The 25,511-nt window shown below is 70.8% G+C and carries 21 protein-coding genes and 1 pseudogene; 17 read left to right on the top strand and 5 right to left on the bottom strand.

From position 1 onward, the window contains the following. The first annotated feature begins 228 nt into the window (after positions 1-228). The 6 genes from ACIRRY_RS41390 to ACIRRY_RS41365 are packed head-to-tail and all read left to right on the top strand — an operon-like array spanning position 229 to position 7,071. Entirely contained in the window at positions 229-1,863 is a 1,635-nt protein-coding gene (locus ACIRRY_RS41390) for an ABC transporter substrate-binding protein (protein WP_403983722.1), read from the top strand. After that, the gene (locus tag ACIRRY_RS41385; protein WP_403983720.1) at positions 1,860-2,945 is read left to right on the top strand and encodes an ABC transporter permease; all 1,086 of its coding nucleotides are present in this window, start codon (positions 1,860-1,862) and stop codon (positions 2,943-2,945) included. Before ACIRRY_RS41390 ends, ACIRRY_RS41385 begins: the two co-directional genes overlap by 4 nt. A gap of 3 nt (positions 2,946-2,948) precedes the next feature. After that, a complete protein-coding gene (locus tag ACIRRY_RS41380) occupies positions 2,949-3,929 on the top strand; it encodes an ABC transporter permease (protein WP_403983718.1) in 981 nt (326 codons plus the stop codon). After that, a complete protein-coding gene (locus ACIRRY_RS41375; RefSeq protein ID WP_403983716.1) occupies positions 3,922-5,610 on the top strand; it encodes a dipeptide ABC transporter ATP-binding protein in 1,689 nt (562 codons plus the stop codon). Before ACIRRY_RS41380 ends, ACIRRY_RS41375 begins: the two co-directional genes overlap by 8 nt. Further along, positions 5,607-6,836: a dipeptidase gene (locus ACIRRY_RS41370; protein WP_403983714.1), complete on the top strand. Its 1,230-nt coding sequence runs from the start codon at positions 5,607-5,609 to the stop codon at positions 6,834-6,836. Before ACIRRY_RS41375 ends, ACIRRY_RS41370 begins: the two co-directional genes overlap by 4 nt. Positions 6,837-6,843: 7 nt before the next feature. Beyond that, positions 6,844-7,071: a DUF6059 family protein gene (locus ACIRRY_RS41365; protein ID WP_403983712.1), complete on the top strand. Its 228-nt coding sequence runs from the start codon at positions 6,844-6,846 to the stop codon at positions 7,069-7,071. Positions 7,072-7,131: 60 nt separating this feature from the next. Here the strand turns inward: ACIRRY_RS41365 and ACIRRY_RS41360 are convergent, their stop codons facing one another. From ACIRRY_RS41360 to ACIRRY_RS41350, 3 genes are read right to left on the bottom strand one after another with little or no spacing between them, the layout of a single operon-like run. Beyond that, positions 7,132-8,103 carry a DMT family transporter gene (locus tag ACIRRY_RS41360; protein ID WP_403983710.1) on the bottom strand — a complete coding sequence of 324 codons (972 nt, stop codon included), beginning with the start codon at positions 8,101-8,103 and terminating at the stop codon, positions 7,132-7,134. Further along, complete coding sequence (locus tag ACIRRY_RS41355) at positions 8,090-9,637, bottom strand: class I adenylate-forming enzyme family protein (protein ID WP_403983709.1); 1,548 nt, start codon at positions 9,635-9,637, stop codon at positions 8,090-8,092. Before ACIRRY_RS41355 ends, ACIRRY_RS41360 begins: the two co-directional genes overlap by 14 nt. Beyond that, entirely contained in the window at positions 9,634-10,674 is a 1,041-nt protein-coding gene (locus tag ACIRRY_RS41350) for an FkbO/Hyg5 family chorismatase (protein ID WP_403983707.1), read from the bottom strand. Before ACIRRY_RS41350 ends, ACIRRY_RS41355 begins: the two co-directional genes overlap by 4 nt. Positions 10,675-10,876: 202 nt before the next feature. On the opposite strand from ACIRRY_RS41350, the gene ACIRRY_RS41345 reads away from it, so the two are divergent. From ACIRRY_RS41345 to ACIRRY_RS41325, 5 genes are all read left to right on the top strand, one after another. Continuing rightward, on the top strand, positions 10,877-11,905 hold the full coding sequence (locus ACIRRY_RS41345) for a LuxR family transcriptional regulator (RefSeq protein ID WP_403983706.1): 1,029 nt from the start codon (positions 10,877-10,879) through the stop codon (positions 11,903-11,905). 108 nt (positions 11,906-12,013) lie between these two features. Continuing rightward, positions 12,014-12,793, top strand: a complete 780-nt coding sequence (locus ACIRRY_RS41340) for a hydroxyethylthiazole kinase (protein WP_403983704.1) — start codon at positions 12,014-12,016, stop codon at positions 12,791-12,793. Positions 12,794-12,828: 35 nt separating this feature from the next. Continuing rightward, complete coding sequence (locus tag ACIRRY_RS41335) at positions 12,829-14,202, top strand: LLM class flavin-dependent oxidoreductase (RefSeq protein ID WP_403983703.1); 1,374 nt, start codon at positions 12,829-12,831, stop codon at positions 14,200-14,202. Further along, positions 14,199-15,053: a sulfurtransferase gene (locus tag ACIRRY_RS41330; protein WP_403983701.1), complete on the top strand. Its 855-nt coding sequence runs from the start codon at positions 14,199-14,201 to the stop codon at positions 15,051-15,053. Before ACIRRY_RS41335 ends, ACIRRY_RS41330 begins: the two co-directional genes overlap by 4 nt. A 61-nt stretch (positions 15,054-15,114) precedes the next feature. Further along, on the top strand, positions 15,115-15,798 hold the full coding sequence (locus tag ACIRRY_RS41325; RefSeq protein WP_403983699.1) for a GntR family transcriptional regulator: 684 nt from the start codon (positions 15,115-15,117) through the stop codon (positions 15,796-15,798). Between the two features lie 17 nt (positions 15,799-15,815). Here the strand turns inward: ACIRRY_RS41325 and ACIRRY_RS41320 are convergent, their stop codons facing one another. Then, positions 15,816-16,826 carry an Lrp/AsnC family transcriptional regulator gene (locus ACIRRY_RS41320; protein WP_403983697.1) on the bottom strand — a complete coding sequence of 337 codons (1,011 nt, stop codon included), beginning with the start codon at positions 16,824-16,826 and terminating at the stop codon, positions 15,816-15,818. 100 nt (positions 16,827-16,926) lie between these two features. Between ACIRRY_RS41320 and ACIRRY_RS41315 the strand changes: the two are divergent. From ACIRRY_RS41315 to ACIRRY_RS41305, 3 genes and pseudogenes are all read left to right on the top strand, one after another. Next, a pseudogene (locus ACIRRY_RS41315) lies at positions 16,927-17,208 on the top strand (hypothetical protein); the annotation flags it as partial. Between the two features lie 58 nt (positions 17,209-17,266). Then, a complete protein-coding gene (locus ACIRRY_RS41310; protein ID WP_403983695.1) occupies positions 17,267-17,974 on the top strand; it encodes a zinc-binding dehydrogenase in 708 nt (235 codons plus the stop codon). Positions 17,975-18,461: 487 nt separating this feature from the next. After that, the gene (locus ACIRRY_RS41305) at positions 18,462-20,552 is read left to right on the top strand and encodes an RICIN domain-containing protein (RefSeq protein ID WP_403983693.1); all 2,091 of its coding nucleotides are present in this window, start codon (positions 18,462-18,464) and stop codon (positions 20,550-20,552) included. Between the two features lie 93 nt (positions 20,553-20,645). Here ACIRRY_RS41305 and ACIRRY_RS41300 read toward each other — a convergent pair whose 3' ends face one another. Beyond that, positions 20,646-21,701: a LacI family DNA-binding transcriptional regulator gene (locus ACIRRY_RS41300; protein WP_403983691.1), complete on the bottom strand. Its 1,056-nt coding sequence runs from the start codon at positions 21,699-21,701 to the stop codon at positions 20,646-20,648. A gap of 461 nt (positions 21,702-22,162) precedes the next feature. Here ACIRRY_RS41300 and ACIRRY_RS41295 point away from each other — a divergent pair, with 461 nt between their 5' ends. From ACIRRY_RS41295 to ACIRRY_RS41285, 3 genes are read left to right on the top strand one after another with little or no spacing between them, the layout of a single operon-like run. Beyond that, entirely contained in the window at positions 22,163-23,572 is a 1,410-nt protein-coding gene (locus ACIRRY_RS41295) for an ABC transporter substrate-binding protein (protein WP_403983689.1), read from the top strand. A gap of 5 nt (positions 23,573-23,577) precedes the next feature. Further along, the gene (locus ACIRRY_RS41290) at positions 23,578-24,543 is read left to right on the top strand and encodes a carbohydrate ABC transporter permease (protein WP_403983687.1); all 966 of its coding nucleotides are present in this window, start codon (positions 23,578-23,580) and stop codon (positions 24,541-24,543) included. A 4-nt stretch (positions 24,544-24,547) separates the two neighbouring features. Beyond that, the gene (locus ACIRRY_RS41285) at positions 24,548-25,441 is read left to right on the top strand and encodes a carbohydrate ABC transporter permease (RefSeq protein WP_403983685.1); all 894 of its coding nucleotides are present in this window, start codon (positions 24,548-24,550) and stop codon (positions 25,439-25,441) included. Positions 25,442-25,511: the final 70 nt, after the last annotated feature.

The raw sequence follows: 25,511 nt of genomic DNA, 5'->3' as shown, positions 1-25,511 counted from the left end.
CAGTTGCCGGCGACACCTTGAGGAGGACTGCGTGGCAACTGGCCTCGTGCTGTGCTCCCGGCGCCATGTGGATCTGCTGCTGGTCTCCAGCTGTCTCTGTCACAGCTGACCCGTTCCTCGCGCAGCACCTTCACCCACTCTCACCCTTCACGCGACAGCGCGCGCCCGGCATGTCCTGCCCGCCGCACCCCTTTCGCGCACCCACCCATGCGGAGACAGAGACCAGCCATGGCACACTCCAGCACCGTCAGACCTCTTCGACCCCTCGGCGCCATATCCCTCGGCGCGGCGTTCCTGGTCGCCCTCAGCGGCTGCACCAGCAGCAAGACGTCCACCGGGTCCGACGGTCCGACGATCACCGTCGGCACCACCGACCAGGTGGCCGGCCTCGACCCGGCGGGCACCTGGGACGCGGGCTCCGGCACCATCGAGAGCGAGGTCTACGCGACCCTCCTCAGCGTGAAGAACGGCGCCACGGAGGTCTCCCCGGACCTGGCCACCGGCATCGAGCTGACCGGGCCCAAGGAGTACACGGTGACTCTGCGGAAGGGCCTGAAGTTCGCGAACGGCCACCAACTCACCTCCTCCGACGTCAAGTTCACCTTCGACCGGACCCTGAAGATCGCCGACGAGAACGGCCCCTCGTCGCTCCTGTACAACCTCGCCTCGGTCGCCGCCCCGTCACCGACCACGGTCGTCTTCACCCTCAAGTCCGCCAACGACACCCTGTTCCCCCAGGTGTTGTCCACCGCGGCCGGCTACATCGTCGACGAACAGGCCTTCCCCGCCGACAAGATCCTCGACGACAAGGCCATCGTCGCGGCCAAGCCCTGGAGCGGCCCGTACGGCGTCACGAGCTACGACAAGAACTCGCTGGTCTCCTTCGCCGAAAACAGCGACTACGGCGGCCAGTTGGGCACCCCGAAGACCAAGAACATCCAGCTCAAGTACTACACCGACGCCAGCAACCTCAAGCTCGACGTCCAACAGGGCACCGTCGACGCCGTCTACCGCACCCTCACCACCGCCGACCTCGACGACCTGGCCAGGAAGAAGGACATCAAGGTCCACACCGGTTCCGGCAACGGCATCCGCTACATCGTCTTCGACTTCACCACGCAGCCCTACGGCACGAAGACCAAGGACGCCGACAAGGCCAAGGCGCTGGCCGTCCGCCAGGCCGTGGCCGACTCCGTCGACCGGGCCCAACTCGCCCAGCAGGTCTACAAGAACAGCTACCAGCCGCTCTACAGCTCGGTGCCCGACGGACTCACCGGCGCCGGCGACTCCTTCAAGTCGCTCTACGGCGACAAGAAGGGCGGCCCCGACAAGGCGGCGGCCGCCGCACGGCTGAAGGCGGCGAAGGTGACCACCCCCGTCACCCTCAACCTCCAGTACAACAGCGACCACTACGGCTCGTCCTCGGCCGACGAGTACGCGCTCGTCAAGACCCAGCTCGAAGCGACCGGTCTGTTCAAGGTGAACCTCCAGTCCACCGAGTGGACCCAGTACGGCAAGGACCGCATCAAGCACCTGTACCCGCTGTACCAACTCGGCTGGTACGCCGACTACTTGGACGCCGACAACTACCTCTCGCCCTTCTACTCGGCCAACAGCTGGGTCGCCAACGGCTATGACGACCCCGCCGTACGCTCGCTGATCCTGGAGGAGGAGACGGAGACCGACGCGGCCAAGCGCGCCGAACTCCTCAAGGAGACGCAGGACAAGGCCGCCGCGCAGGTGCCGCTGCTGCCGCTGCTCCAGGGGTCCACCGCGATCGTCACCCGCACCGACGTCAGCGGTGTGCCGGACGCGCTGACCAGCGCGTACACCTTCCGCTGGGCAGGACTCTCGAAGAAGTGAGTGCCCTGACCCAGGAGACGGCCCCCGGCGCCGTCGGCAACCCCGCCGACGGCGCCGCCGGGTACGGACTCGCCCGCTACCTGGTGGTCCGCTTCCTCCTCATCATCCCCACCGTGTTCATCCTGGTCAGCCTGGTCTTCTTCCTGATGCGCGCCACCGGCGACCCGATCAGCGCCGCCTTCGGCGACCGGCTCACCCCCGACCAGCTCCAGGCGAAACTCCACCAGGCGGGCTACGACCGGCCGTTGCTCACCCAGTACCTGGACTACCTGAGGTCCCTGGCGACCGGCGACTTCGGCCGCACCGTCACTGACAACGAACCGGTCACGCACGTCCTGGGCACCTACGGCGCCGCCACCGTCGAACTCGCCTTCTACGCCCTCCTGGTGGCCCTCGCCGTCGGTGTGCCGCTGGGCATGGTGGCGGCCTCGTACCGGGACCGAGCGCCCGACGCGGCGCTGCGTCTGTTCGCCGTCCTCACCTATGCCACCCCGGTGTTCTTCGTCGGGCTGCTGCTGAGGCTCGTCTTCGCCATCCAGCTCGGCTGGCTGCCCGCGTCCGGCCGGGCGAGCACCGACGTGCAGCTCTTCCTCCAGAACCAGACCAGCACGACCGGCTTCTACCTCCTCGACGCCCTCCGCAGCGGCGACGGGGCAGCCGTCGCGGACGTGCTGAAACACGCCGTACTGCCCGGCGTGGCACTGGGCCTGCTCGTCGCCGGCATCCTGCTGCGGCTGGTCCGCACGAACCTGATCGGCACCCTCGGCGCCGACTACGTCGAGGCCGCCCGCTCCCGAGGTGTCGCGCCCTTCCGCCTGGTGACCCGACACGCGACCCGACCTGCCCTGATCCCCGTCGTCACCGTCCTGGGACTCCAGGTCGCCGGACTGCTCGGCGGAGCGGTGCTCACGGAGACCACCTTCGAGTGGAAGGGCCTCGGCTACGAACTCGCCCACTATCTGACGGTCCGTGACTTCCCGGCGGTGCAGGGCATCGTGGCGCTGTTCGCCGTCGTCGTGGCGGTGACGAACTTCCTCGTCGACGTCGTCGCGGCCCTCATCGATCCCCGAGTGAGGTACTGAGCCGTGGCCCAACTCCACGTGCGACGGCCCACCTTGCTGCCGGACCGCATGCGCGCACGACTGCGCACCGGCGGCGCGATACAGCGCGCCATGCTCCTCACCGGCGCCGTCCTCACCGTGCTGTTCCTCCTCACCGCCCTCCTCGGACCGCTCCTCGCCCCGTACGGATTCGCCCAACTCCAGGACGGGGGACGGCTGTTCGGTTCGCAGCAACACCCCAGCGGGGCCCATCCGTTGGGCACCACCATCGCCGGGTACGACGTGCTCTCCCGCACGGTGTGGGGCGCCAGGACCGCGCTGGAGATCATCCTCGCCGCGCTGCTGCTCTCGGTGATTCCCGGCACCGTACTGGGGTTGGCGTCCGGCTATCTCGGCGGGCGCCTCGACCGGCTGCTGGTGGGACTGGCCGACGCGCTCTACGCGTTCCCGCCTCTGCTGCTCGCCATCGTCATGTCGATCGTGATCAGCGGCGGACAGTCCAGCCTCGTCGGCGGCCTCGGCGCGGCGGCCTGCTCGGTCGCCGTGGCGTTCGTACCGCAGTACTTCCGTGTCGTACGGGCGGAGGTGACCCGGGTGAAGGCGGAACCGTTCGTCGACGCGGCCCGGGTGATCGGCACCGGCACCTGGCGGATCATGTTCCGGCACGTACTGCGCAACTCGGTCCGCACCCTCCCGCTGATCTTCACCATCAACGCCTCCGAGGCCATCCTCACCCTCGCCGGACTCGGCTTCCTCGGCTTCGGCATCGAACCCAACTCGGCGTCCGAGTGGGGCTACGACCTCAACCGCTCGGTGGAGGACGTCACTTCGGGCCTGTGGTGGACCGCGATCCCGCCGGGCCTGGCCATCGTGCTCACGGTGCTCGGCACCACCCTGCTCGGCGAGAGCCTCACCGACCTCGCCGACCCGCGCCTGCGACGACGCGGCGGTACGACGGTGAAGGCGACCGCCCCCGGAACGGACGGAGGCGCGGACGATGACTGACCTCCTGCGCATCGAGGACCTGCACGTCACCTTCGCCACGGACGCGGGCACGGCCCCCGCGGTGAAGGGCGTGAGCCTGTCCGTCGCGCCGGGGGAGGTGCTGGCCCTCGTCGGCGAGAGCGGCAGCGGCAAGACCGTCACCGCCAAGTCGGTCCTGGGGCTGCTCCCCGCCACCGCGACCGCCCGCGGCCGGGTCCTGCTCGGCGACGGCACCGCCGACCCGGCCGAGGACGTCCTCACCGCGTCCCCCGCCCGGCTTCGCGCCCTGCGCGGCACCCACGCCGCGATGGTCTTCCAGGAGCCCTCCACCGCGCTCAACCCCGTCTTCACCATCGGCTGGCAGCTCACCGAAGGGCTGCGCGCCCACGGACACGGCGGCAGCAAGGCCGAACGCCGGGCGCTGGCCGTCGAATGGCTCGACAAGGTCGGCATCCCCGACCCCGCCACCCGCGTGAACCACTACCCCCACCAACTGTCCGGCGGCCAGAAGCAGCGCGCCGTCATCGCCATGGCCCTCGCCCTCGGCACCCGGCTCATCGTGGCCGACGAGCCCACCACCGCCCTCGACGTCACCGTCCAGGCGGAGATCCTCGAACTCCTGCACCGCTGCCGCACCGACTTCGGCACCGCCGTGCTCCTCATCACCCACAACATGGGCGTCGTCGCCGACCTCGCGGACCGGGTGGCCGTGATGAGTGAGGGCGAGGTCGTCGAACAGGCCCCGGTCCGCGAGCTGTTCGCGACGCCCGCCCACCCGTACACCCGCGAACTGCTGGCCGCCGTACCGGTCTTCGGAGAGCAGAGCCGGACACCGGCCTCCGTGACCGGCGACGAGCGGCCCGTCGTACGGGCCGCCGGGCTGGTCGTGGACTACCCCGGGCGACTGGGGAGGAAGGGCTTCCGCGCGGTCGACGGCGTGAGCTTCGAGATCCGGCCGGGCGAGGTGCTCGGGCTGGTGGGGGAGAGCGGCAGCGGCAAGACCACCATCGGCCGGGTGGTCGCCGGTCTGACGGCCGCGACCGGCGGCGAACTCGCCGTGTTCGGTGAGCAGTTGACGGCGAGACGGCGCACACGCGGCCGGGCCGGCCGCATCGGCTACGTCTTCCAGGACCCTGCGGCCAGTTTCAATCCGCTGCTCACCATCGCCGACAGTGTCGCGGAGCCACTGACCGTGCACCGGCGCGAACTCGGGGCCGCGGCGATCCGCGCCGAGACCGAGGCGCTGCTGAAGTCCGTTCATCTGCCCCGGAGTTACGCCGACCGCTACCCGCACGAACTCAGCGGCGGCCAGCGACAACGCGCGGCCCTGGCCCGGGCGCTCGCCCTGCGGCCCCCGCTGATCGTCGCGGACGAGCCGACCTCGGCCCTCGACGTGTCCGTCCAGGCGAAGGTGCTCGACCTCTTCACCGAACTGCGGCGGGAGTTGGGTTTCGCGGCACTGTTCATCAGCCATGACCTCGCGGTGGTCGAGCAGGTCGCCGACCGTGTCGTCGTGCTGCACCGGGGCCGGGTCGCCGCGTCCGGTTCGACCGCCCAGGTGCTGGGCAGTCCACAGGACGACTACACGCGGCGGCTGGTCGCCTCGCTGCCCGTCGCCGACCCGGTACGCCAGGGCCGCCGCCGGGACCTGGTGGCCGTCGACGCATCCGACATCCTCGACGAAGGAGTGGCCGGCACATGACCGACACCGTGGTGGACCTGGTCGAGCAGGTGCTGAGCAGCACCCCCGTCTTCGACGGCCACAACGACCTGCCCAGCGCGCTGCGCGCCCGCTCCGGCTACAGCATGGAAGGGCTGGACGACGGCCGTCCCGACCTCCACACCGACCTGCCCCGATTGCGCGCCGGAGGGGTCGGCGCACAGTTCTGGTCGGTGTTCGTCCCCTCCCAACTCCCCGAGCCCGAGGCCGTGGTGGCCACGCTGGAGCAGATCGACGCCGTGTACCGGCTCGTCGCCCGCTACCCGGACACCCTGCGGATCGCCTACACCGCCGCCGACGTCGAGCGCTCGCTCGCCGACGGACGGATCGCCTCCCTGCTCGGCATCGAGGGCGGCCACAGTCTCGCCGAGTCACCGGGCGTCCTGCGCTCGTACGCCCGGCTCGGCGTCCGGTACGTGACCCTCACCCACAACGACAACACCACCTGGGCTGACTCGGCCACCGACGAGCCCGGCGTCGGCGGCCTGAACGACACGGGCCGTGCGATCGTCGCCGAACTCAACCGCACCGGCGTGCTCGTGGACCTCTCCCACGTCGCCGACTCCACCCAGCGCGCGGCCCTCACGGCGTCGACCTCACCGGTGCTGTTCAGCCACTCCTCCATACGCGCCCTCAACGACCACCCGCGCAATGTCGCCGACCCGGTCCTGGAACTGCTGCGGGACAACGGCGGTGTCATCCAGCTCACCTTCGTCCCCTACTTCATCTCGGCCGAAGTCGCCGCGTGGGAAAAGGAGTTGCGGGCCGAACGTGAACGTCTAGGGCTGCCCTCCCAGTCCTGGACCTGGCCGCGCGCACCACGCCCGGGCGAGGAACCGGCCCACGTGGCCAAGGAGTTCGCGGCCTCTTTCGCGGCGACCGCCGACGACGACCGGCTGCGCCGCTGGACCGAGCGACACCCGTGCCCCGAGGTGACGGTGGCCCAGGTCGCCGATCATGTCGAGCACGCCCGCGAGGTGGCCGGCCGCGACCACATCGGCCTCGGCGGCGACTACGACGGAGTCGACCACCAGCCCGTCGGCCTCGCCGACGTCTCCGGCTACCCGGTGCTGCTGCGCGAACTCGCCGACCGGGGCTGGTCCAGGGCCGACCTGGAGGCACTGACCGGCCGCAACGTGCTGCGCGTCCTGCGCGAGGCCGAACATCGCGCGACCGAACCGCTGTGGCCGACGGCGCCGTTGCGGTGAGGGCACGATGAGCCGCGCACGCCGATGGGCCGACGCGCTGGCCCGGTGGACGCCGGGACTGCTCGCGGTCGGCTGCTGCCTGGGGGGACTTCCGCTGCCCCATGCCGCCACCCACGAAGAGACACCGGAGCCGTACGACGGACCGCCGTCCGGCCACCCGGAGTGTCTCGCCGCGCACATCCCGCCGACGGACGTGGAACGGGAGTTGTGGTCGGCCCTCGATCTGAAGGTCTGAGCGGGGTACGGCGATCCGCCCGCGCCCGGGGACTCGGCGCGGGCGGCTTCCGGGACGCGGTCAGTCGTGCGCCGGCGCCGGTCCCGAGACGCCCTCGCCGACGGACGCAGGGGTCCGCGTCGGGACCGGCTCGGGCGCGGTGCGCGGCTGGCGGCGTGAGAGCCCCACGCCGAGCAGGCACAGCGCACCCCCGGCGAGCGCCAGGCCGGAGGGGAACTCGCCCAGCGTGGGCCAGGCCAGCAGCACGGTGAGCGCGGGCACGATGTAGGTCACCGCTCCCAGCCGCCCCGCCGGCATGTGCGCCAGCGCGTACGACCAGGTCCAGAACGCCAACGCGGTGGGAAGCAGCCCCAGATACACCACTCCCGCCCAGGCCCCGGCCGACGCGTCGCCCAGATCGGAGACGAGCTGACCCGCGAAGGGCAGGCAGGCCACGGCACCGATCGTGCTGGCGTACGCGGTGACCTGCAACGGTGACGCGAGGGAGAGCGCGGGCTTCTGGAAGATGACGCCGACGGCGTGACCCGCCGCCGCTGCCAGGCAGAGCAGCACCCCGAGAAGGGCCGAATCGCCGCCCCCGCTCGACGCCCCGGCCAGCGCAGCGCCCGCGAAGGCCACCGCGAGGCCGATGAGCAGGGGACGCGGGAACCCCTCGTGCAGCAGGAACCCGGCGAGCAGCGCCACCAGCAGCGGTCCGGCGCCGATGAGCAGGGCCGCCGTCCCCGCGTCCGTGTGCTGCTCGCCCCAGTTCAGCGCCACCATGTACAGCCCGAACCAGAACACGCCCATGCCGGCGATCCCCGGCCACGCACCACGCGGCGGCAGTCCCTCGCGCCGGAACGCCACGACGGCGAGGAGCGCGACGGAACCGATGAGGAGACGGCCGAGCGCGAGCGGGCCGGGTCGCACGCTCTCGCCGATGTGGCGGATCGCGACGAACGCGGACGCCCACAACACCATGGTGAGGAGCGCGGCGGCCAACGCGCTGGGCGGTGTCTTCGCGGTGGGCGGGGACGTCTCATGCTGTGCCATCGGGCAACTCCCTGTTCGCTCCGCGCAGGACGCGGCGGAGAATCTTTCCCGTGCTGTTGCGGGGCAGCGCGTCGATGAACTCGACGTCCTCGGGGACCTTGTACCAAGTGAGCTTCGCCCCGGTGGTCGAGCGGATCGTGGCCGCCAGCGTGGCCAGCCGGTCCGCTCCGGGTTCGGGGACGACGTAGGCGCGCAGGCTCGTCGTGCCGTCGGCCCGGCGCACCGAGCAGACGGCGGTCTCGCGGACCCCGGCGATTCCGGTGATGAGGTCCTCGACCTCGGTGGGATGGACGTTGGCACCGGCGACGATCTCGATGTCGTCCACACGCCCGAGCAGCCACACGAACCCCTTGGCGTCGACGCGTGCGGAGTCCCCGGTGGTGAACCACTCCTCAGGGCGTAGGCGGTGCGGCGGCAGGCCGCCCCGTTTCACTCCGGGGCCGATGCCGGGGCCGGAGATCTGCAACTGCCCGACCTCGCCCTCCGGGACGACCTCGCCCGCGTCGTCGACGACCCGCGCCCGGTACGGCGGGAGGATCCGGCCCAGGCTGTACGGGTGGATCTCGTCCGGGCCGTTGGCGAGGACGGCGTGCCCGATCTCGCTGGTCCCGCAGATGTTCAGCAGCCGTGGTCCGAGGACGCGGCGCAGCCTGTCCTCCAGCGGCCGGGGCAGCGTCTCGCCGGCGACCAGCGCCAGCCGCAACCGGCCCAGCAGGTCGGCGACTTGAGGGCGGGCGAGCACCCTGGCGTAGAAGCTGGGCTGGGCGTAGAAGACGCTCACGCCGTGGCGTTCGAGGAGTTGCGGGACGTTCGTCTCGTCCGCGCGCTGCGGGGAGAGGACGACGGCGGCGCCTCGCTGGAGGGGGAGGAGGACCGAATTGCCCAGCCCGTAGGCGAAGTACATGCGCGACACGGAGTAGCAGACCTCGCCCTGGCGGAGTGCCAGGACGCTGCCGATCGCCCGGTCGAAGTGCAGGGCGTCGCCGTGGGCGTGGAAGCAGAGGCGGGGTGCGCCCGTGGTGCCGGACGTGAACACGGCGAAGGCGGGGGCGTCCGACGCGAGCGGCTCCGGGGCGTCGGCGCCTGCGGGGTCGTAGGCCTCCGTCAGTTCCCTCGGGGTCACGGCCCGGCCGTGGAACTCCGCGCGGAGCGAGGCGTCGGCGACGATCAGCGAGACCTCGGCGATCTCCTCGCTGGAGCGCAACTCGTCCGCGTGGAAGAAGGTGTTGACCGGTACGGCCACGGCGCCGATCCGCAGGACGGCCAGGAACGTCACCACGAAGGCGACGCTGTCGGGCAGCGCCAGCAGCACCCGGTCCCCGCGCTCGACACCAAGTCCCCGCAGGGACACGGCGGTTCGGCGAACCTGCTCGTACACCTCGCCGTAGGAGTAGCGGTGCGTGCCCTGGAGGTACGCGGTCCGGCCGAGCCAGCCGTTGCGGCGCGCGAGGTCCTCAAGTCGCAGGGAGAGATTGCCGGTTGTCGGGACGGTCTCGGTCGGAGCGGTCGGCAGGTCCGTGAGGATGTCCGTCACCTGCACACTCCCTCGATCTCGACCAGCAGGTCGGGCCGGCAGACCGCGACGTTGAAATACGAGATGTCCGTGTCGGCGGGGAGCGTCGACTCGCAGATGTTCCGTACGACGGGAAGGTGCTCGGCGTCGCGCACATAGACCTTGACCTGGTCGAGGTCCTTGACGTCGTACCCGGCACCGTCCAGGCCGTGGGCGCGGAGGTTGTCGCCGCCGACGAGCGCCTCGATGTTGCGCAGCGTCTCCTCGGTCTGGAGGGCAACGTTGTCGGCGTGCACCGTGTCGTCGCCCAGAATGCTGGCCGTGCCCGAGACGAAGAGGCTCCCCGTCACGGAACCCGGCGCGCCGGCGTCCTTCAGGAACGTGGCGCGGGCGAAGCTCGGCGACTTCGGCCCGTACTGGGAGGGGTACTTGTAGGCGGGCGTCTGCCGGGGGTTCTCCAGGTGCGCGGCCCGGCCCGGCTTCGCCGCGATGAAGCAGACGTCGACGCCCGGGGAGAGCGTGCCGATGCCGGTGGCGGCCGGGAGTCGGGGGAAGCGGTCGGCGAAGGCGGCGAACGCCTCCGCCCGGCCTGTGCAGAAGTCGCGGTAGATCTCCAGGCCGTCCGCGTTCGGGCTGGTGATGCCGCCGATGAGGTTCCACATGCGGACCAGGTCCGTGTAGCCACGCTCCCAGGTGAACCCCAGGGCGTTCTCGTACAGTTCGCGCACCTGACGGCGGTACACCGGCCTGGGGCCGAGCCGTACCGCGTAGAAGAGATGCTCGCCGTCCTCGGCGAAGACGGCGTCGTCGGTGCTGCCGGTCCGCACGGGGAGGGCCGTCCGCCAGATCTCCTCGACGGGACGGACGTGCTCGTTGGTCATATGGGTGGTCAGGAGGGGAGTGGCGTCGTCCAGAACGGCGTCGGCAGGGGCGTCCGTGAAGCGGATCCGGCCCAGGACGGAGCCGCGAGAGGCCACGAACTCCTCCGGCGCGGCGGCGACGGGAACCAAGTCGGACCAGAGGCCCTGCGAACGTGCCTCGGGCTGACGGTTACTCATGAATCTCCTTGTCTCTGCCGCGGCCGTCCGGGGTGTGACGGACGCGGTCAACCGGCGTGCGCTGCCCAGGTGTTGCGGGACGGTGAACAAAGCGCCAGAGGGTTCGGCGCACGATCTGTTCCTGTTGAAGAATCTCCGGGGGACGCCCTTGCCGGGCAGCCACAGACTTGCGTCAGGCACGATTACGAGGGGGAGACGAACCGTGAGCATCGGTGGCATAACGGACCTGCCGGACGTCCCGCAGGCGGGCACCGCGGCAGGCGACGTGTACACGCTCGCCTTACAGAGCGAGTACGTCGACCTCCAGCGGTGTGTACGCGAACTCGGCATCTCCGAGGCCGAGGCGGCCGCCGCCATCGACGATCTCCTCCGGCTGCGCCTTCTGCATCTGGTGCACGGCTGCACCTACGCCTACGTCGCCGTCAACCCGATGTCGGCCTCCCTGCAACTACTGGCGATGCAGGACGACGCGCTGCGGCAACGGCAGCACGAACTGGAGCGGCTGCGGCAGCAGATGCACAGCCTGCTCCCGCTGTACCGGGCCAACTTCTCGGGCGAGCCCCAACATCCGCACGTGCAACGCGTCGAGGACCCGCGAGCCGCCCGGGGCGTCCTCACCACGATCACGGTCGAGGCGAAGCGGGAGATCCTGTTCTCCCTCCCCACCCAGGACCCGTGGGAGGAACCCGCCGACCTGGACCGTGGCGCGTGGCTGCGGAGCGCGGGGACGCGGTCCGACCTCCTCAGGGTGCTGCTGCCGGAGTCGGCCAGGTTCGACGTACGGGTGCGCGAGCGGGTGGAGACGCTGATCGCCGACGGAGGCCAGGTGCGCACGACCGTCTCCCCTCCGGCCTGGCTGCTGGTCGTCGACGCCGAGGTCGCCGTGGTCCCCGCCGGGGAGGGCCCGGGGCTCAGCGTCGTCCGCGAGCAGTCCGTGGTCGCGGCGCTACGGCACACCCTCACCGGCGCGTGGGGCGAGGCACGGCCCTTCGACGGCAGCTACGACCACGACAGCGCACGCTCCACCTCGGCCCTGATCGACGACGCCATTCTGCGCATGCTGCTCAACGGCCTTGAGGACAAGGTGATCGCGCGGCGGCTGGACATCTCCCTGCGCACCTGCCAGCGGCGCATCGCCGAGCTCATGGACGCGCTGGGAGCCAGGACGCGTCTTCAGGCGGGCTACGTACTCGGGCAGCGGGGGCGCGGCGAAAAGCGGAAGGCCGCGTAGAGCCGTGCAGGGCCGTGGAAGGACGATCCCGGCCGGTTGTTGCACCTTCGTGAAATGAGGCCGCAAGGCCTTGGAGGGGCGGCGGCACTGCTGCATACAGTTGCATACATGGAAGAGATCACCTACGCAGACCCGTCGGTCGCCGAAGGCATCGCGGCCATCCGCTCCGGCTCCCCGTTCGTCTACGGCCTCACCAACTACGTCGCCGCCAACCTCAGCGCCAACGTCCTGCTGGCCGTCGGCGCGGGCCCCGCCATCGGCGCCGCGGCCGACTTCCCCACCGTCTTCCCGGCCGGCGCGGGCGCCGTCTGGATCAACACGGCCGCCCTGATCGGCAACCCCGCCGAGCCCGTCACCGCCGCCGCCCGCACCGCCCACGCGGCGGGCACCCGCTGGGTCCTCGACCCGGTCGCGGTCGGCGCCGGGGCGGTCGAGTACGACGCGTTCGTCGCCTCCCTCCTGGAGTACCGGCCCACCGTCATCCGAGGCAACGCCAGCGAACTCACCGCGCTCGCGGGCGGCGACAGCACCGGCAGGGGAGTGGAGACCACCCTCTCCTCCGAGGACGCCGTCGGTGTCGTCGAGGACCTCGCCCGGCGCACCGGCGCGATCGTCGCCGTCAGCGGCCCCACCGACTACCTGACGGACGGCACCCGCACGGTGGCCGTACCCGGCGGCGACATACGGCTGACCCAGGTGACCGGTGCCGGATGCAGCCTCGGCGCGCTGATCGCGGGCGCGCTCGCCGTCGTCCCCGACGCGCTGAGCGCCACCGCCGTCGCGCATGCCGCGTACGCCGTCGCGGCCGAACGCGCCGGTGCCCGGACCACCGGCACCGGGTCCTTCGCCGTGGCCCTGCTCGACGAGCTGTCCCTGCTCGCCGTCTGAGCCGGACCGCCGAACGACCTTTCAGGGAGCACCACTTGACGACCGACGACGCCGATCCCGGCCCCCGCCTGCACCTCGCCGCCTTCCTCAACGCGGGGCCACAGGGCACCGTCGGCTGGCGGCACCCCGACGCCGGCGACGGCTTCCTCACCGCCGCCCACTACACCCGTATCGCCCGCGTCCTGGAGGGCGCCGGCTTCGACATGGCGTTCGTCCCCGACTCCCTCGCCGTGCCCCGCAGCCTCGGCGACTCCTACGACCCCGCCGTCACCTGGGGCACCGGCACCCCGCGCCTGGACCCGATCCCGGTCATCACGCTGATGGCCGCCGCGACGCAACACCTCGGCGTCGCCGCCACCGTGTCCACCGGCTACCAGGAGCCGTTCCACGTCGCCCGCGGCATGGCCACCCTGGACCACCTCCTCGGCGGCCGGGCCGGCTGGAACGTGGTCACCAGCTTCCAGGACGCCGAGGCCCAGAACTTCGGTCAGGACAGACTCCCCGACCGGCAGTCCCGCTACGACCGGGCCGAGGAGTTCCTGGAGGTCACCACCCGACTCTGGGACAGTTGGGCCGACGACGCGATCGTCGCCGACAAGGACAGCGGGATCTACGGCAGGCCCGACCGGGTGCACGCCGTGGACCACAAGGGCGAACGCTTCGGCGTACGCGGCCCGTTGAGCGTTCCCCGGCCGCCCCAGGGCTACCCGGTGATCATCCAGGCGGGCGCCTCCCCGGCCGGCCGGGACTTCGCGGCCCGCTGGGCGGACGTCATCTTCTGCAGCCACGAGTCGCTGGAGTCGGCCGTCGCCTTCTACGCCGACATCAAGTCCCGTGCCGCCGCGCACGGCCGTGATCCCGAACAGCTCAAGGTGCTCCCGGCCGCGACGACGGTCGTGGGCACCGACCTGCGGGACGCGCTCGCCAAACACGAGGCGTTCACCCAACTCGTGCATCCCGAGGCCGGATTGTCGCGGCTGGCCTACCACGTCAACGTGGACCTCACCCGCTACGACCTCGACGGTCCGCTGCCTTCCTTGGCGGAGGTGGGAGTCGAGGGCCACTACCGCGAAGTCGTCGAGTTCGCCGAACGCGAGAAGCTCAGCGTGCGCGAGATCGGCCGCTGGTACGGCGCCCGCACCGAGGGCAACATGATCGGCTCGCCCGCGGACATCGCCGACACCATGGAGGAGTGGCTCGACGCCGGCGCGGCCGACGGCTTCATGATCCAGGCCACCCATGTCCCCGCCGCCTTCGAGGAGTTCGCCGACCACGTCGTCCCCGAACTGCGCCGCCGCGGCCTTGTGCGCACCGCCTACACGGGCGGCACCCTGCGCGACAACCTCGGCCTCGCCCGCCCCGAACGCGGCGAGTGGCGTCACCGCGCCCGCTCGGGAGGCCGCTCATGACCGCCTCCGTTCTCGTCAACGCGGCTTGGTTGCAGGGGCACTTGGACGACGTCGTTCTCCTCGACGCCACCGTGGACCGGCGCACCGAACCGGACGGCACCACCGTCTTCGTCAGCGGTCTCGCCCTGCACACCGAACGCCGCATCCCCGGCGCCCACTTCGCCGACCTCATGGCCGGCTTCTCCGACCCCGAGGCCCCCTTCCCCTTCACCCGACCGTCCAGCGATCACATCGCCGCCCACGCACGGGAGTTGGGCATCGGCCGGGACTCCACCGTCGTCGTCTACGACAGACTCACGGGCGCCTGGGCCGCCCGCGTGTGGTGGGTCCTGCGCTCGGCGGGCATCACCCGCGTCCGGGTCCTCGACGGCGGACTCACCGCATGGGAGGCGGCCCAACTCCCGGTCACCGAGGGGCGCGAGACACCACCGTCACCGGGCGACGTCGTCGCGGCCCCGGCCCGCGAGCACTTCACGGACCTGGACCGGATGCGTCGCATAGCCGACGCGGACGACCCCACCCCGGCCGTGTGTGCCCTGCGCCGCACCGAGTACCTGGGCGACCCCGCCCGCCCCCGCTCCGGACACATACCCCGCACCACGAACCTGCCCTACGCCGACCTCCTCGGCCCGCACCACACACTCGACCCCGCGCGCACCGCCCGCCTGGCACACGAACACGGCCTGCGGCAGGGAGCCGGGACGGTCCTCTACTGCGGCGGGGCGATCAACGCGGCCGGACTGGCACTCGCCCTGCACGAGATCGGCATCGACGACGTCGTCCTCTACGACGGCTCGCTCAGCGAGTGGCGGGCCCACCCGGAACTGCCCCTAGCGACCGGCAGGCCGTGACGGGCCGCCCCCGCATCGGGCATGATCGGTCCCGGCCCACGGGCCCACGACGAGGAAGCGGATGAAGAGCACACGGGACACGATCTACGACACCCTCAGGCAGCGGCTGACCTCCGGGCACTACCCGGCGGACGCCTCGCTCGTACCGCTCGCGCTGAGCGAGGAGTTCGCGGTCTCCCGGACCCCGGTGCGCGAGGCGCTGGCCCTGCTGGAGCGGGACGGGCTGCTGGTGCCCACCCGGCGCGGGTTCACGCTGCGGCTGCGTTCCGACGAGGAGATGCTCGAACTCTTCGAGATCCAGGCGGTGTTGGACGCCACGGCCGCCGAATCGGCGGCGCTGCGCCGCAGCCCGGTCGACATGGTGCGGTTGGACGCCCACCTCGACCACGCCCGGTCCCTGAACGAACCCGCGCACATCCGACGGAGCCTCAACGACTGGCACGACGCGGTCCGCCAAGCCGCCCACAACGGAACCGTCGTCGCCCTGCTGCGGACCCTCGACGCCCAGGTGAAGACGAGCGCGCCCTGGCGCACCCCCGAAGTCGCCGACACCTTCACCGCCGCCTTCGCCGAACACCGCGCCATCACCGAGGCCATCCGGACCCAGGACGCCGAGGCGGCCCGCGTCGCGATGCTCGCCCACCACGGCCACGACCGAGACCGGCGCATACGGCAACGGGTGCGCGTGGACCAGGAGTTGGCGCCGATCACGGCATCGGACGGCACGGCGGACGCTCAGCCGTGATCGTCGACCGGTAGCGGTCAGGTCGGGATCAGGTGGCCGTCGCGGAGCCGGGTGCCCGCCTGTTTGAGGCGGTGCAGGACCGGGACGACGTCGACCTGCTGGACCCCTTCGAGGGCACCGACCTTGGTGGTGACGTAGGAGAAGAGGTCGTCCATGGTGCGGCAGGTGACCGTCACCACGAGGTTGGCGGATCCGGTGACCGCGGCGGCGAAGGTGGTCTCGGGATGGGCGGAGAGGACCTCGCCGGTGGCGTTCAGCCGGCCCGGGGCGACGGTGAGCCACAGGTAGGCGGGGGCATGGAAGCCGAAGCGCGGGTAGGCCAGGTCCACGGCGACGCGCAGGGCACCCGCCGAGAGCAGTTCCTCCAGGCGCGTGGAGACCCGGGACTTCGACCAGCCGCAGGCACGGGCGAGTTCGACCACTCCGGCCCGTCCGTCGCGGGCGAGTTCGGCCATCAGCGGGCCGTCCTGCTCGCGCGGCACTGCCGCGTTCGGGACTTCCTGCGCCGCCAGGTCTCCGCCGGTGGTGGCGCGTTGCTGGTGGTCGGAGGCGTGCAGGAGAGCCGCCTGGTCGTCGGTGAGCGGGTCGTCGAACGCGAGCCATTTGGCGCCGCTGCCCAGGTACATGTGCATGACCGCACTGGCGTTGAAGCCCAAAACCTTCGCGGTGCGTGGCAGGCGTTGCAGGACCGATCCGCCCTGGTCGCGGAGGCCGGTGTGGGTCTGGCACACGATCTCGGAGCCGCCGGAGGTGACGCTGACGTAGGAGGTGTCCTCGCGGGCGGCGAGTGCGTCCGCGAGGGCGTCGGTGGCGTCGGGACGGCACTGGACCCGCACGAACCAGGTCCGGTCGCCGAGCTGTGCGTGGCTGGGCAGGGCACGTACGCGGACGGCTCCGTCGGCGACCAGGGCGCGGTAGCGACGGGCCACGGTCTGCTCGGAGACCTCGGCCACCTCGGCGATACGCCGGAAGGACGCCCGTCCGTCCCGTAGAAGGCACTGCACGATCCGCCGGTCCGTCGCATCCATGGCGGAATCATAGAGGCGCCTCATCGATCACCATGGATCTTTGGCCGCGGTGCGGCGGTCTGGCTGGGGGCACCGGGCGGGACGGGGTGAGGGTGGTGCCATGGCCCATCGCGTCGGTCCAATCCGGATCACCCCGGCCGTCGCCCCCCCCTGTCTGCGCAAGGAATCTCCTGATGACGAAGTCCCCGCACACCGGTCCGCTCGGCGCCATGCGTGCCGTCACTTCACCGCGTTCGGCGGCCCGGATGACCTCACCGTCGGCGAACGTCCGGTTCCCGAGGTCACCGCCGGTCACGTGCGCGTCAGGGTGCGCGCGGCCGCCCTACACCCGCTGGACGTGGTCGCCAGGGCGGGTTACTTGGGGCCGATGGTGCCTGCGGGACCGACGTACGTCCTCGGTGTCGACGCCGCCGGGACCGTCGAGGCGATTCGGGCCCGGTGTGTCCGGCTTCGACATCGGGCAGGCCGTGCCGGCGATGTCGAACTGGCCGGAGACCAAGATCGGTACACAGGCGGAGTTCGTGGTGCTGCCCGCGGCCTCCCTCGCGCCCGCCCCGGCGGGCGTGGCATCGGCCGCCGCGGCGACGCTGCCGCTCAATGCCCACACCGCGGCGCAGTCGCTGCGGATACTCGGGCTCAAGGTCGGTGACCGGATCGCCGTCACCGGAGCGGCCGGCGGCTTCGCGGTCCAGTCGGCCCGGCACCAGGGTCTGGGGGTGGTCGGCGTCGCCGCTCCGGAGGACGAGTCGTACCTCACCGACCTCGGGGCGACCTTCGTCGCCCGCAGCGACCGTCCCGCCGACGCGGTGCGCGAGGCCGTGCCGGGCGGGGTCGACGGACTCCTCGACGCCGCGTCGCTCGGGTCCTCGGTGATCGGGGCCGTGCGCGACGGTGGCTCCTTCGTCGCGGTGAGGCCGCCGAACACACCGCCCTCGGAGCGTGGCATCAAGGTCGGCCTGGCCCAGGCGCGTGCGGACGGTGCCGAACTCGCCGTAATGGCAGGCCTGGTGGAGAGCGGTCGGCTGCGGCTGAGGGTCACCAGGACGTTCCCGTTCGAGCGGGTCGCCGAAGCACACACCATGTTGGCGAAGGGCGGGCTCCGCGGCGGCATCATGCTTGTCGCCGATCAGGAGGAAGGAAACCGGTGAACGGGTCGACGGCGGCGGGATGACCGGGAAGCAGACGATCGACGCGACGGATCCCCCGGCGCACGGCGGAGACAACCTGAGTGGTGCTGTTTCGGGTCGCTGGGGTCCGGGCGCCCCTCCGGCCGGATCTGGTTCTGGGCGCTGTCGCCAAGCAGGTCAGCGCCAGTCCGTCGAAGCCGGTGAGGCATAGTGGGGCACTTCGGTGCGGGCGTTCCTTTCTGACGATCAGCAACTCGCGCCGCAGGCGCACCGCAATCGGTGGCGAGGGCTCGGAGCCGTCCTCGATCTTCTGCTCGGCACTCGGGGTGGGACAGATCTATTGACGCCCGTCAGCCCGCTAGGTACAACGTTGGAACCAGACGTGGTGGTCGGGTGATCCTCGCCCCCGCGCTGCTTCCGGCACGGCTGGTGCCGGCCGTCGCCCGGCCCCGGCGGAGCGCTCCGCCGGGTCGCAGTCACCCCACCCCACCCGCTGATGAGGACTCGTATGCGCCTGCCCGAACGTCCTTCCTTCCCCCTGGGGCGCGCCGCCCTGCGGTGGCTCCTCCTGCTCGTGTCCTGCGTGGCGCTGGTCGCCGTTCCCGGCACGGCGTGGGCCGTCACCACCGGCAACGGCTCGCTCGTGTACTCGCCCGCCGCGGGGAGTTCCTTCGATCCCGCCGGCACGACCTACGCGAAGACCATCGTGCTGAAGCACGGCGGCTCCAGCAACGGCCGCATCCTGGTGACCTACGACCAGTTGGTCTGGGTCAACGGAAAGCAGGTGTACCCGATCTACTCCAGTGACGACAACGGAGTGACCTGGACGCACCTGAGCGACGTGGTGCCGGGAAACACCTTCTCCTCGCTGATCAAGACCTCGCAGCCGTTCCTCTACGAGGTGCCGCAGGCCACGGACGGTCTCGCGGCCGGAACGATTCTCCTGGCCGGCAACATCATGCCGTCGGACAAGTCCAGCAGCCGGCTCGTGGTCTACAAGAGCACCGACCACGGCGCGACCTGGTCCTACCTGAGCACCGTGGACAGCGGCGGCCCCGCCGTGTACGACCCGAGCCCGACCTCGACCACCACCACCGTGTGGGAGCCGTCGCTGGGTCTGGACGAGGCCGGAGACCTGGTCTGCTACTTCTCCGACGAGCGGCAGAAGGCCAACGGCGTACTCCAGGCCGTCTCCTACCGAGTGTCGGCGGACGGCGGAGCCACCTGGGGCACGGAGGGCAACGTCGCCGCGATCCCCAACAGCAGTGACAGACCCGGCATGATCACGGTGACCGCGCTGCCGAACGGGAAGTACATGGCGGTCTACGAGGTCGTCAACCGCCCCTCGCAGTCGCTGAACACGGCAGTGGTCTACTACAAGTTCTCCGACGACGGCATCACCTGGACCGCGAACGACCTCGGCACACCGATCAAGCTCGCCAACGGCCGGGGCATCGGATCCTCGCCCTTCGTGAAGTGGGTCCCGGCGGGCGGCCCGAACGGCATGGTCATCGTCTCCTCGAAGTGGGGACTGGACGCGTCGGGGAACATCAGCGGCGGCCAGAACTTCATGGTCAACTACAACCTCGGCCAGGGACCTTGGGAGCGGTTGCCGTATGCGGTGACCTACGACTCCAGTGACACCCAGGGCGGCACCTTCGCCGGCTTCGCCCAGGCCTTCGACACCAGCGTGGACGGGAACACCCTGTTCCAGGCCACCGACGTGGAGAACTCGGCCACCACCTACAACGACATCCGGGTCGGATCGATCCCGCTCAACGCCCACCACTACGAGGCCGAGCGCGCCACCCTGACCGACACCACGCTCGTCTCCCACGCCGACGCGGACGGGGGCAGCAAGGTGGGCAACATCAACTACTCGGACAGCAAGGTCTCCTTCACCCACGTGAACGTGCCGACGGCCGGGACGTACACCGTCAACGTCCGCTACGACAACGGAACGGGCGCCACCAGCAGTCACACCGTGAGCGTGAACGGCGGCAGTGCCACCACGCTCAGCTATCCGGCCACCGTCGACTGGGGCCGCTTCGGCTGGGCCCAGTTCACCGCGAGCCTCAACGCGGGGAACAACACGATCACCTTCGGCTACAACGGAACGTACGCGGAACTCGACGCCATCGACGTCTACCGGTCGGGCACGGCCGCGGACGGAGAGTTCAAGCTGGTCAACCGCACCAGCGGGAAGTACCTGGAGACCGCGTCGGCCCTGACCGCGGAAGGCGCCCCGACGGGACAGTGGGGGGACACGAACAACCCCACCCAGGTCTGGCGGATCGCCGCGTCCGCCTCGGGCGGCTACACACTGGCCAACCTCAACAGCGGCAAGCTGCTGACGGTGAGCGGAGCGTCCACCGCCAACGGCGCAGCGGTCGTGCAGAACTCGTCCAACGGGACCGCGTCCCAGCGGTGGACTCCGAACCCGACCGACTCCGGCTATGGCTACTGGATCAACGCCAACAGCGGCAGGTTGCTGGAGATCTACCAGAACTCGACGGCTGACGGCGCGATCGCCGACCAGTGGTCCACCACCGGCTACAACGGCCAGCAGTGGCGGTTGGTGAAGGAGGGCATCCAGTAGGAACTCGCAGCGGGCGGGCCGTAGTTCACCGGCCCGCCCGCCGCTGGATCCGCCCGGGTCACCGGGGCGCGGGCAACCGGTGCTGTGCGTCGCTCAGTTCGGGGACGGCGTGGGCTGGGTGCTCTCGCGGACGACGAGCTCCCAGCCGCAGCGCAGTTCGCGTGGCGGGATCGGGTCCTCGGTGCTCATGCGTTCGGTCAGCGCGGACACGGCCTGCTGCGCCATGTCGGCGTAGTCGGGCCGGATGGTGGTCAGGGTGGGGATGGTGAAACGCCCCTCGTCGATGCCGTCGAACCCGGCCAGGGCGAAGTCGTGGGGTGCGTGCAGCCCCGCGTCGTGGGCGGCGCGCAGGGCACCGATGGCCAGCACGTCGGCGAAGCAGTACAGCGCCTCGGGGCGCTCGCCCCGGGTGAGGATCTCGGCGGCGGCGCGCGCGCCGGCCTCCTTGCTGTAGTGAGTGCCGGGGACGGCCGGGGCCAGCTCCTCGTCGAAGGCCAGGCCGCGCTCGGCCAGCGCTTCCTGATAGCCCTTCAGCCGCTGGAGTGCCGTCGCGGTGGCGTGCGGTGCGTGGTCCTGGCGGCCGATCACCGCGATCCGGCGGATGCCCTGGTCCAGGAGATGGCCGGTCAGCGCGCGCGAGGCGGCCGCGTTGTCGATCGCGACATGGTCGACCGCGACATGATCGCCGGTGGCATCGGGCTGGCTCTCACCCAGCAGCACGATCGGCATGGACCTGGTGCGCTGTGCGAGTGCCTCGCCGCCGAGGTCCAGCGGCGACATGATGACCCCTTCGATGAGCGGATCGCGCAGATGCTCGGCGGCGCCGAGTTCGGCACCGGCCTCGCCTCCGGTCTCCTCGATCAGCAGGGTGTAGCCGGCCTTCCGGGCCGCGCCGATCATCGCGGTGGCGACCTCGGCGAAGTACGGGTTGCCCAGGTCGGGCACGGCCAGCGCGATCACCTGGGAGCGGCCGGTGCGCAACCTGCGGGCCGACAGGTTCGGGCGGTAGTCGATCTCCTCGATCGCCTGGTGCACCCGGGCGGCGGTCCGGGCCGACACCCTGCCCTCCACTCCGCGGAGCACGTTCGACACCGTCTTGATCGACACTCCTGCCCGCGCCGCGACGTCGTGCAGGGTGGGCTGGGCCATCTGATCCTCCGGGCTCGTCGCCGCTCGCGGCCACCGCGGTGGCTCCGCCGCCGGTGACCGGGTGTCCGGTCCCGGCCTCTGCGGCCCGTCTGTGTCTGCCAGCCCTGACGGTACCGCCACCTGGGGCATGTCGGGCCGTGGGTTGCGACAAGACCTCGTCCAAGTGCCGACCAGGCTATTGACGCAGCCGCCACGACAAAGGTACAACGTTGGAACCTGATCGGCCGACCGAAGCTCCCCACCGGGCCCCGGGCGGCGAAACCGACAGACACGGACCGTACGTCGGCGCTGGAGCCGCTTCACCCGAGCACGCTCGCCAGTGGCCGTGACGTCCTCCCTCGTCGCCCTTCATCCCGTGGCACCGCCTGTGCGCGTCGCCACCCCACTCACGCCTTCGTCAGCACGCCCACCCACTCACCCGCATGCCTCGCTGAAGTCAGCGGCAGTCAAAGGAGACCCGCATGTCATCGTCCAGCTCCGACCACAGAGCCGCCGCACCCGCCGTGGGCCCCGCCGCCGGTACCTCACGCCGATCCCTGCTGCGTCTGATGGGCGCGGCCGGGATCGGGGCCGCCGCGACCGGTGCGCTCAGCGCCTGTGCTCCCGGCAGCAGCGCGGCCCCGAAGGCACTCGGCTCGACCGTGCCCACCCAGGCGAAGGGCACCGCGACCCTGTGGTTCCGCGACGACGACCTGCTGAAGGTGTTCCGCGGCGTGGTGCCCTCGTTCACCAAGAAGTACCCGAAGGTGACCGTCAAGCTCGTCGGCGTCGACATCGACACCAAGCTGCCCCCGGCCCTGATCTCCGGCGCGGGCGTGCCCGACGGCTCCTTCTTCGGCGACGGCAGCGTCCTGGGCCAGGCCGAGCACCTGACCGATCTCACCGCGCAGATGTCCAAGTACCGCGCCGACACCGTGCAGTACAAGCTGGACAGCAACACCAGCGACGGCCGCCTGGTCGGCATCCCCTGGGACACCGACCCGGGTCTGCTCTACTACCGCGAGGACATCCTGTCCGCCGCCAAGGTCGACCCTTCTCAACTCACCTCGTACGACGCCCTGTTGGACGCCGCCAGGGAGATCAAGGGCCGCGACGCCAAGGCCCGGCCGATCCCGCTGGAGCAGGACCCGAACCTGGCCACGCAGTGGCTGATGATGCTCGTCAACCAGCAGCAGGGCACCGGCCTGGTCGACGCCAAGGGCAAGCTCACCCTCGACACCGACGCCTTCCGGACCGCCCTCACCTGGATCAAGAAGGTCGCCGACGAGGGCCTCGGAGCCCGCAGCAAGTTCGCCGGCACCGCGCAGATCGCGCAGGCCGACGGCGGAACGGTCTCCCTCGTCCCCTGGGCGATCTGGTACAACTTCCTGGTCCAGGGCACGTTCAAGAAGAGCACCGGCCACTGGCGGGTGGGCCAACTGCCCGCGTGGACACCGGGCGGCGCGCGCTCCGGCGTCATGGGCGGCAGCTCCTTCGTCATCCCCGCCAAGGCGGCCGAGCCGGATCTCGCCTGGCTCTTCTACGAGCACGCGGTCTACAGCCCCGAGGGCTACAAGGCCGTCTTCGGCAGCAACAGCGTCTACCCCAACGGCCTGAACACCGCCCTGCCGTCGGTGAAGTCCGCGCTCGACCCGGCGAGCCCGCTCTTCAAGCCGCTGCCCGGCCTCGGCAACCAGAACCTGTGGGAGGTCGGCACCAAGGCCTCGCTCGCCATCCCCGCGGGCTACCGCATCCCGTCCTGGTTCACCCAGGCCGCCACCACCTACCTCGGCCCGAACCTCCAGAAGCTGATGGACGGGAAGATGAGCGTCGCCGACGTCATCAAGAAGTCCACGTCCGACATCCAGACCAACCTCGTCGACCGGGCCTGACGGGCATGACGAACCTGACCTGGAACACACGGGCGCCGAGGACCGGTGAGCAGAACCCGGCGCCCCGCCCGGCCCGGCGTCCCCCGGGCCGGCGCCCCGGCTCGGTGCGGGCCCGGCGCGAGGGCTGGTGGGGGCTCGGCCTGGTCGCGCCGTTCCTGCTGCTCTTCGCCGCCTTCACGGCCTACCCCCTCGGCTACGCCCTGGAGTTGAGCTTCAGCAACTGGCACGGCGCGGGCGCCCTGCGCTGGGTGGGCTGGTCGAACTACACCTACCTGCTGAGCGACCCCGGCTTCTGGGACTCGCTCGGCAACACCGGGCTGATGTGGCTGCTGATCGTGCCCGCCCAGACCCTCGGCGCGGTCGCGGTCGCCAGCCTCCTGACCCGCTCACGGCTGAGGTTCAAGAAGGCGCTGCGCACCGTCGTGATCCTGCCCTACGTGACACCCCTGGCAGCGATGGCGCAGGCCTTCATCCTGATCTTCGACGACCACTTCGGCCTGCTGAACCGGGTGCTCGGCGCGCTCGGCGGACCGCAGATCGGCTGGCTGACCACGACCGCCTGGGCCAAGCCGGCCATCGCGCTCTTCGTCCTCTGGAAGACCAGCGGCTTCGCCCTGATCATCATGCTGGCCGCGGTCCAGGGCATCCCGCCCGAGGTGTACGAGGCGTCGGCCCTCGACGGAGCCGGGCCGGTGCGCACCTTCTTCTCCGTCACACTCCCGCTGGTCCGCCGCTCCGTCAGCTTCTTCCTGGTCATCTCCACCCTCGGCGTCTCCCAGATGTTCCTGGAGCCGTTCATGATCACCAAGGGCGGACCGTACAACTCCTCGACCACATCGGGTCTTTACCTCTACCACCACATCTCGGCCTCCGACCTCGGCACGGGCGCGGCGAACTCCTTCCTCCTGGTGATCCTCGTCCTCCTGCTGTCCCTGGTCGCGGTCCGCGTCCTGCGCTCCCGGGAGGACTGAGCCGATGACCACCGCCCCACTCACCGCCCCCACCGCACCCGCCGCCGGATCCGCCTGGCGGCCCGTCCGGACCGTGCTCGGCTACACCTGCATGCTGCTCGCCGCGGTCGCCTTCCTGCTCCCGATCGTCTGGATGGTCGGCTCCTCCTTCAAACCAGGAACGAGCATCCTCAACGACCCCCTCGGCTTCGATCCCGGCACGGCGACCTGGCGCAACTGGACCGGCATGTTCGACAACACGCCGATCATGCGGGCCCTGCTCAACACCGGCATCGTGGTCGTGGGCAAGGGCGGCCTGCTGCTTGTCTTCAGCCCGCTGGCCGGCTACGGATTCGCGAAGTTCGACTTCCCGTTCAAGAACGCGCTGTTCGGGCTTGTGCTGCTCACCCTGATGATGCCGACGCTGGTCCTGATCATCCCGCTGCTGCTGGAGATGAGCCAGCTCAACTGGATCAACTCCTACCAGGCCCTGATCCTGCCCGGAGCGGTCGACGCGTTCAGCGTGTTCTGGATGCGGCAGACCATCAGCGAGATCCCCGACGAACTCCTGGACGCCGCACGGATCGACGGCTGCGGACCGCTGCGCGCCTTCTGGTCGGTGGTGGTCCCTGTGCTACGGCCCGCCCTCGCGGCCCTCGCCGTCCTGTCGCTGTTCACCATCTACAACGACCTGGTCTGGCCGATCGTCGCCATCAACGACGAGCGGCACGAGACGCTCGCCGTCCTCCTCGCGGGCCTGTCCTCGAACGTCAGCGGCGCGCAGGCCGGCGTCAGCAGTGCCGACATGTGGGGCCAGTTGATGGCCGCCTGCACCTTCGCGACCATCCCGACCGTGTTGCTCTTCGTGTTCCTCCAGCGCCACTTCATCCGTGGCCTGCTCGCCGGCAGCAGTCGCTGACCGCGCCCGCGCGCTCGTCGTCGCGACCGTCCCCTGCCCGCCCTCCCACCGCCGAAGGAATGGCTCCGAA

Source organism: Streptomyces sp. NPDC101776, from assembly GCF_044766845.1.
GTDB lineage: Bacteria > Actinomycetota > Actinomycetes > Streptomycetales > Streptomycetaceae > Streptomyces.
Note: the sequence above shows the minus strand (reverse complement) of the source record. Positions and strands in the feature narration are given on the sequence as shown.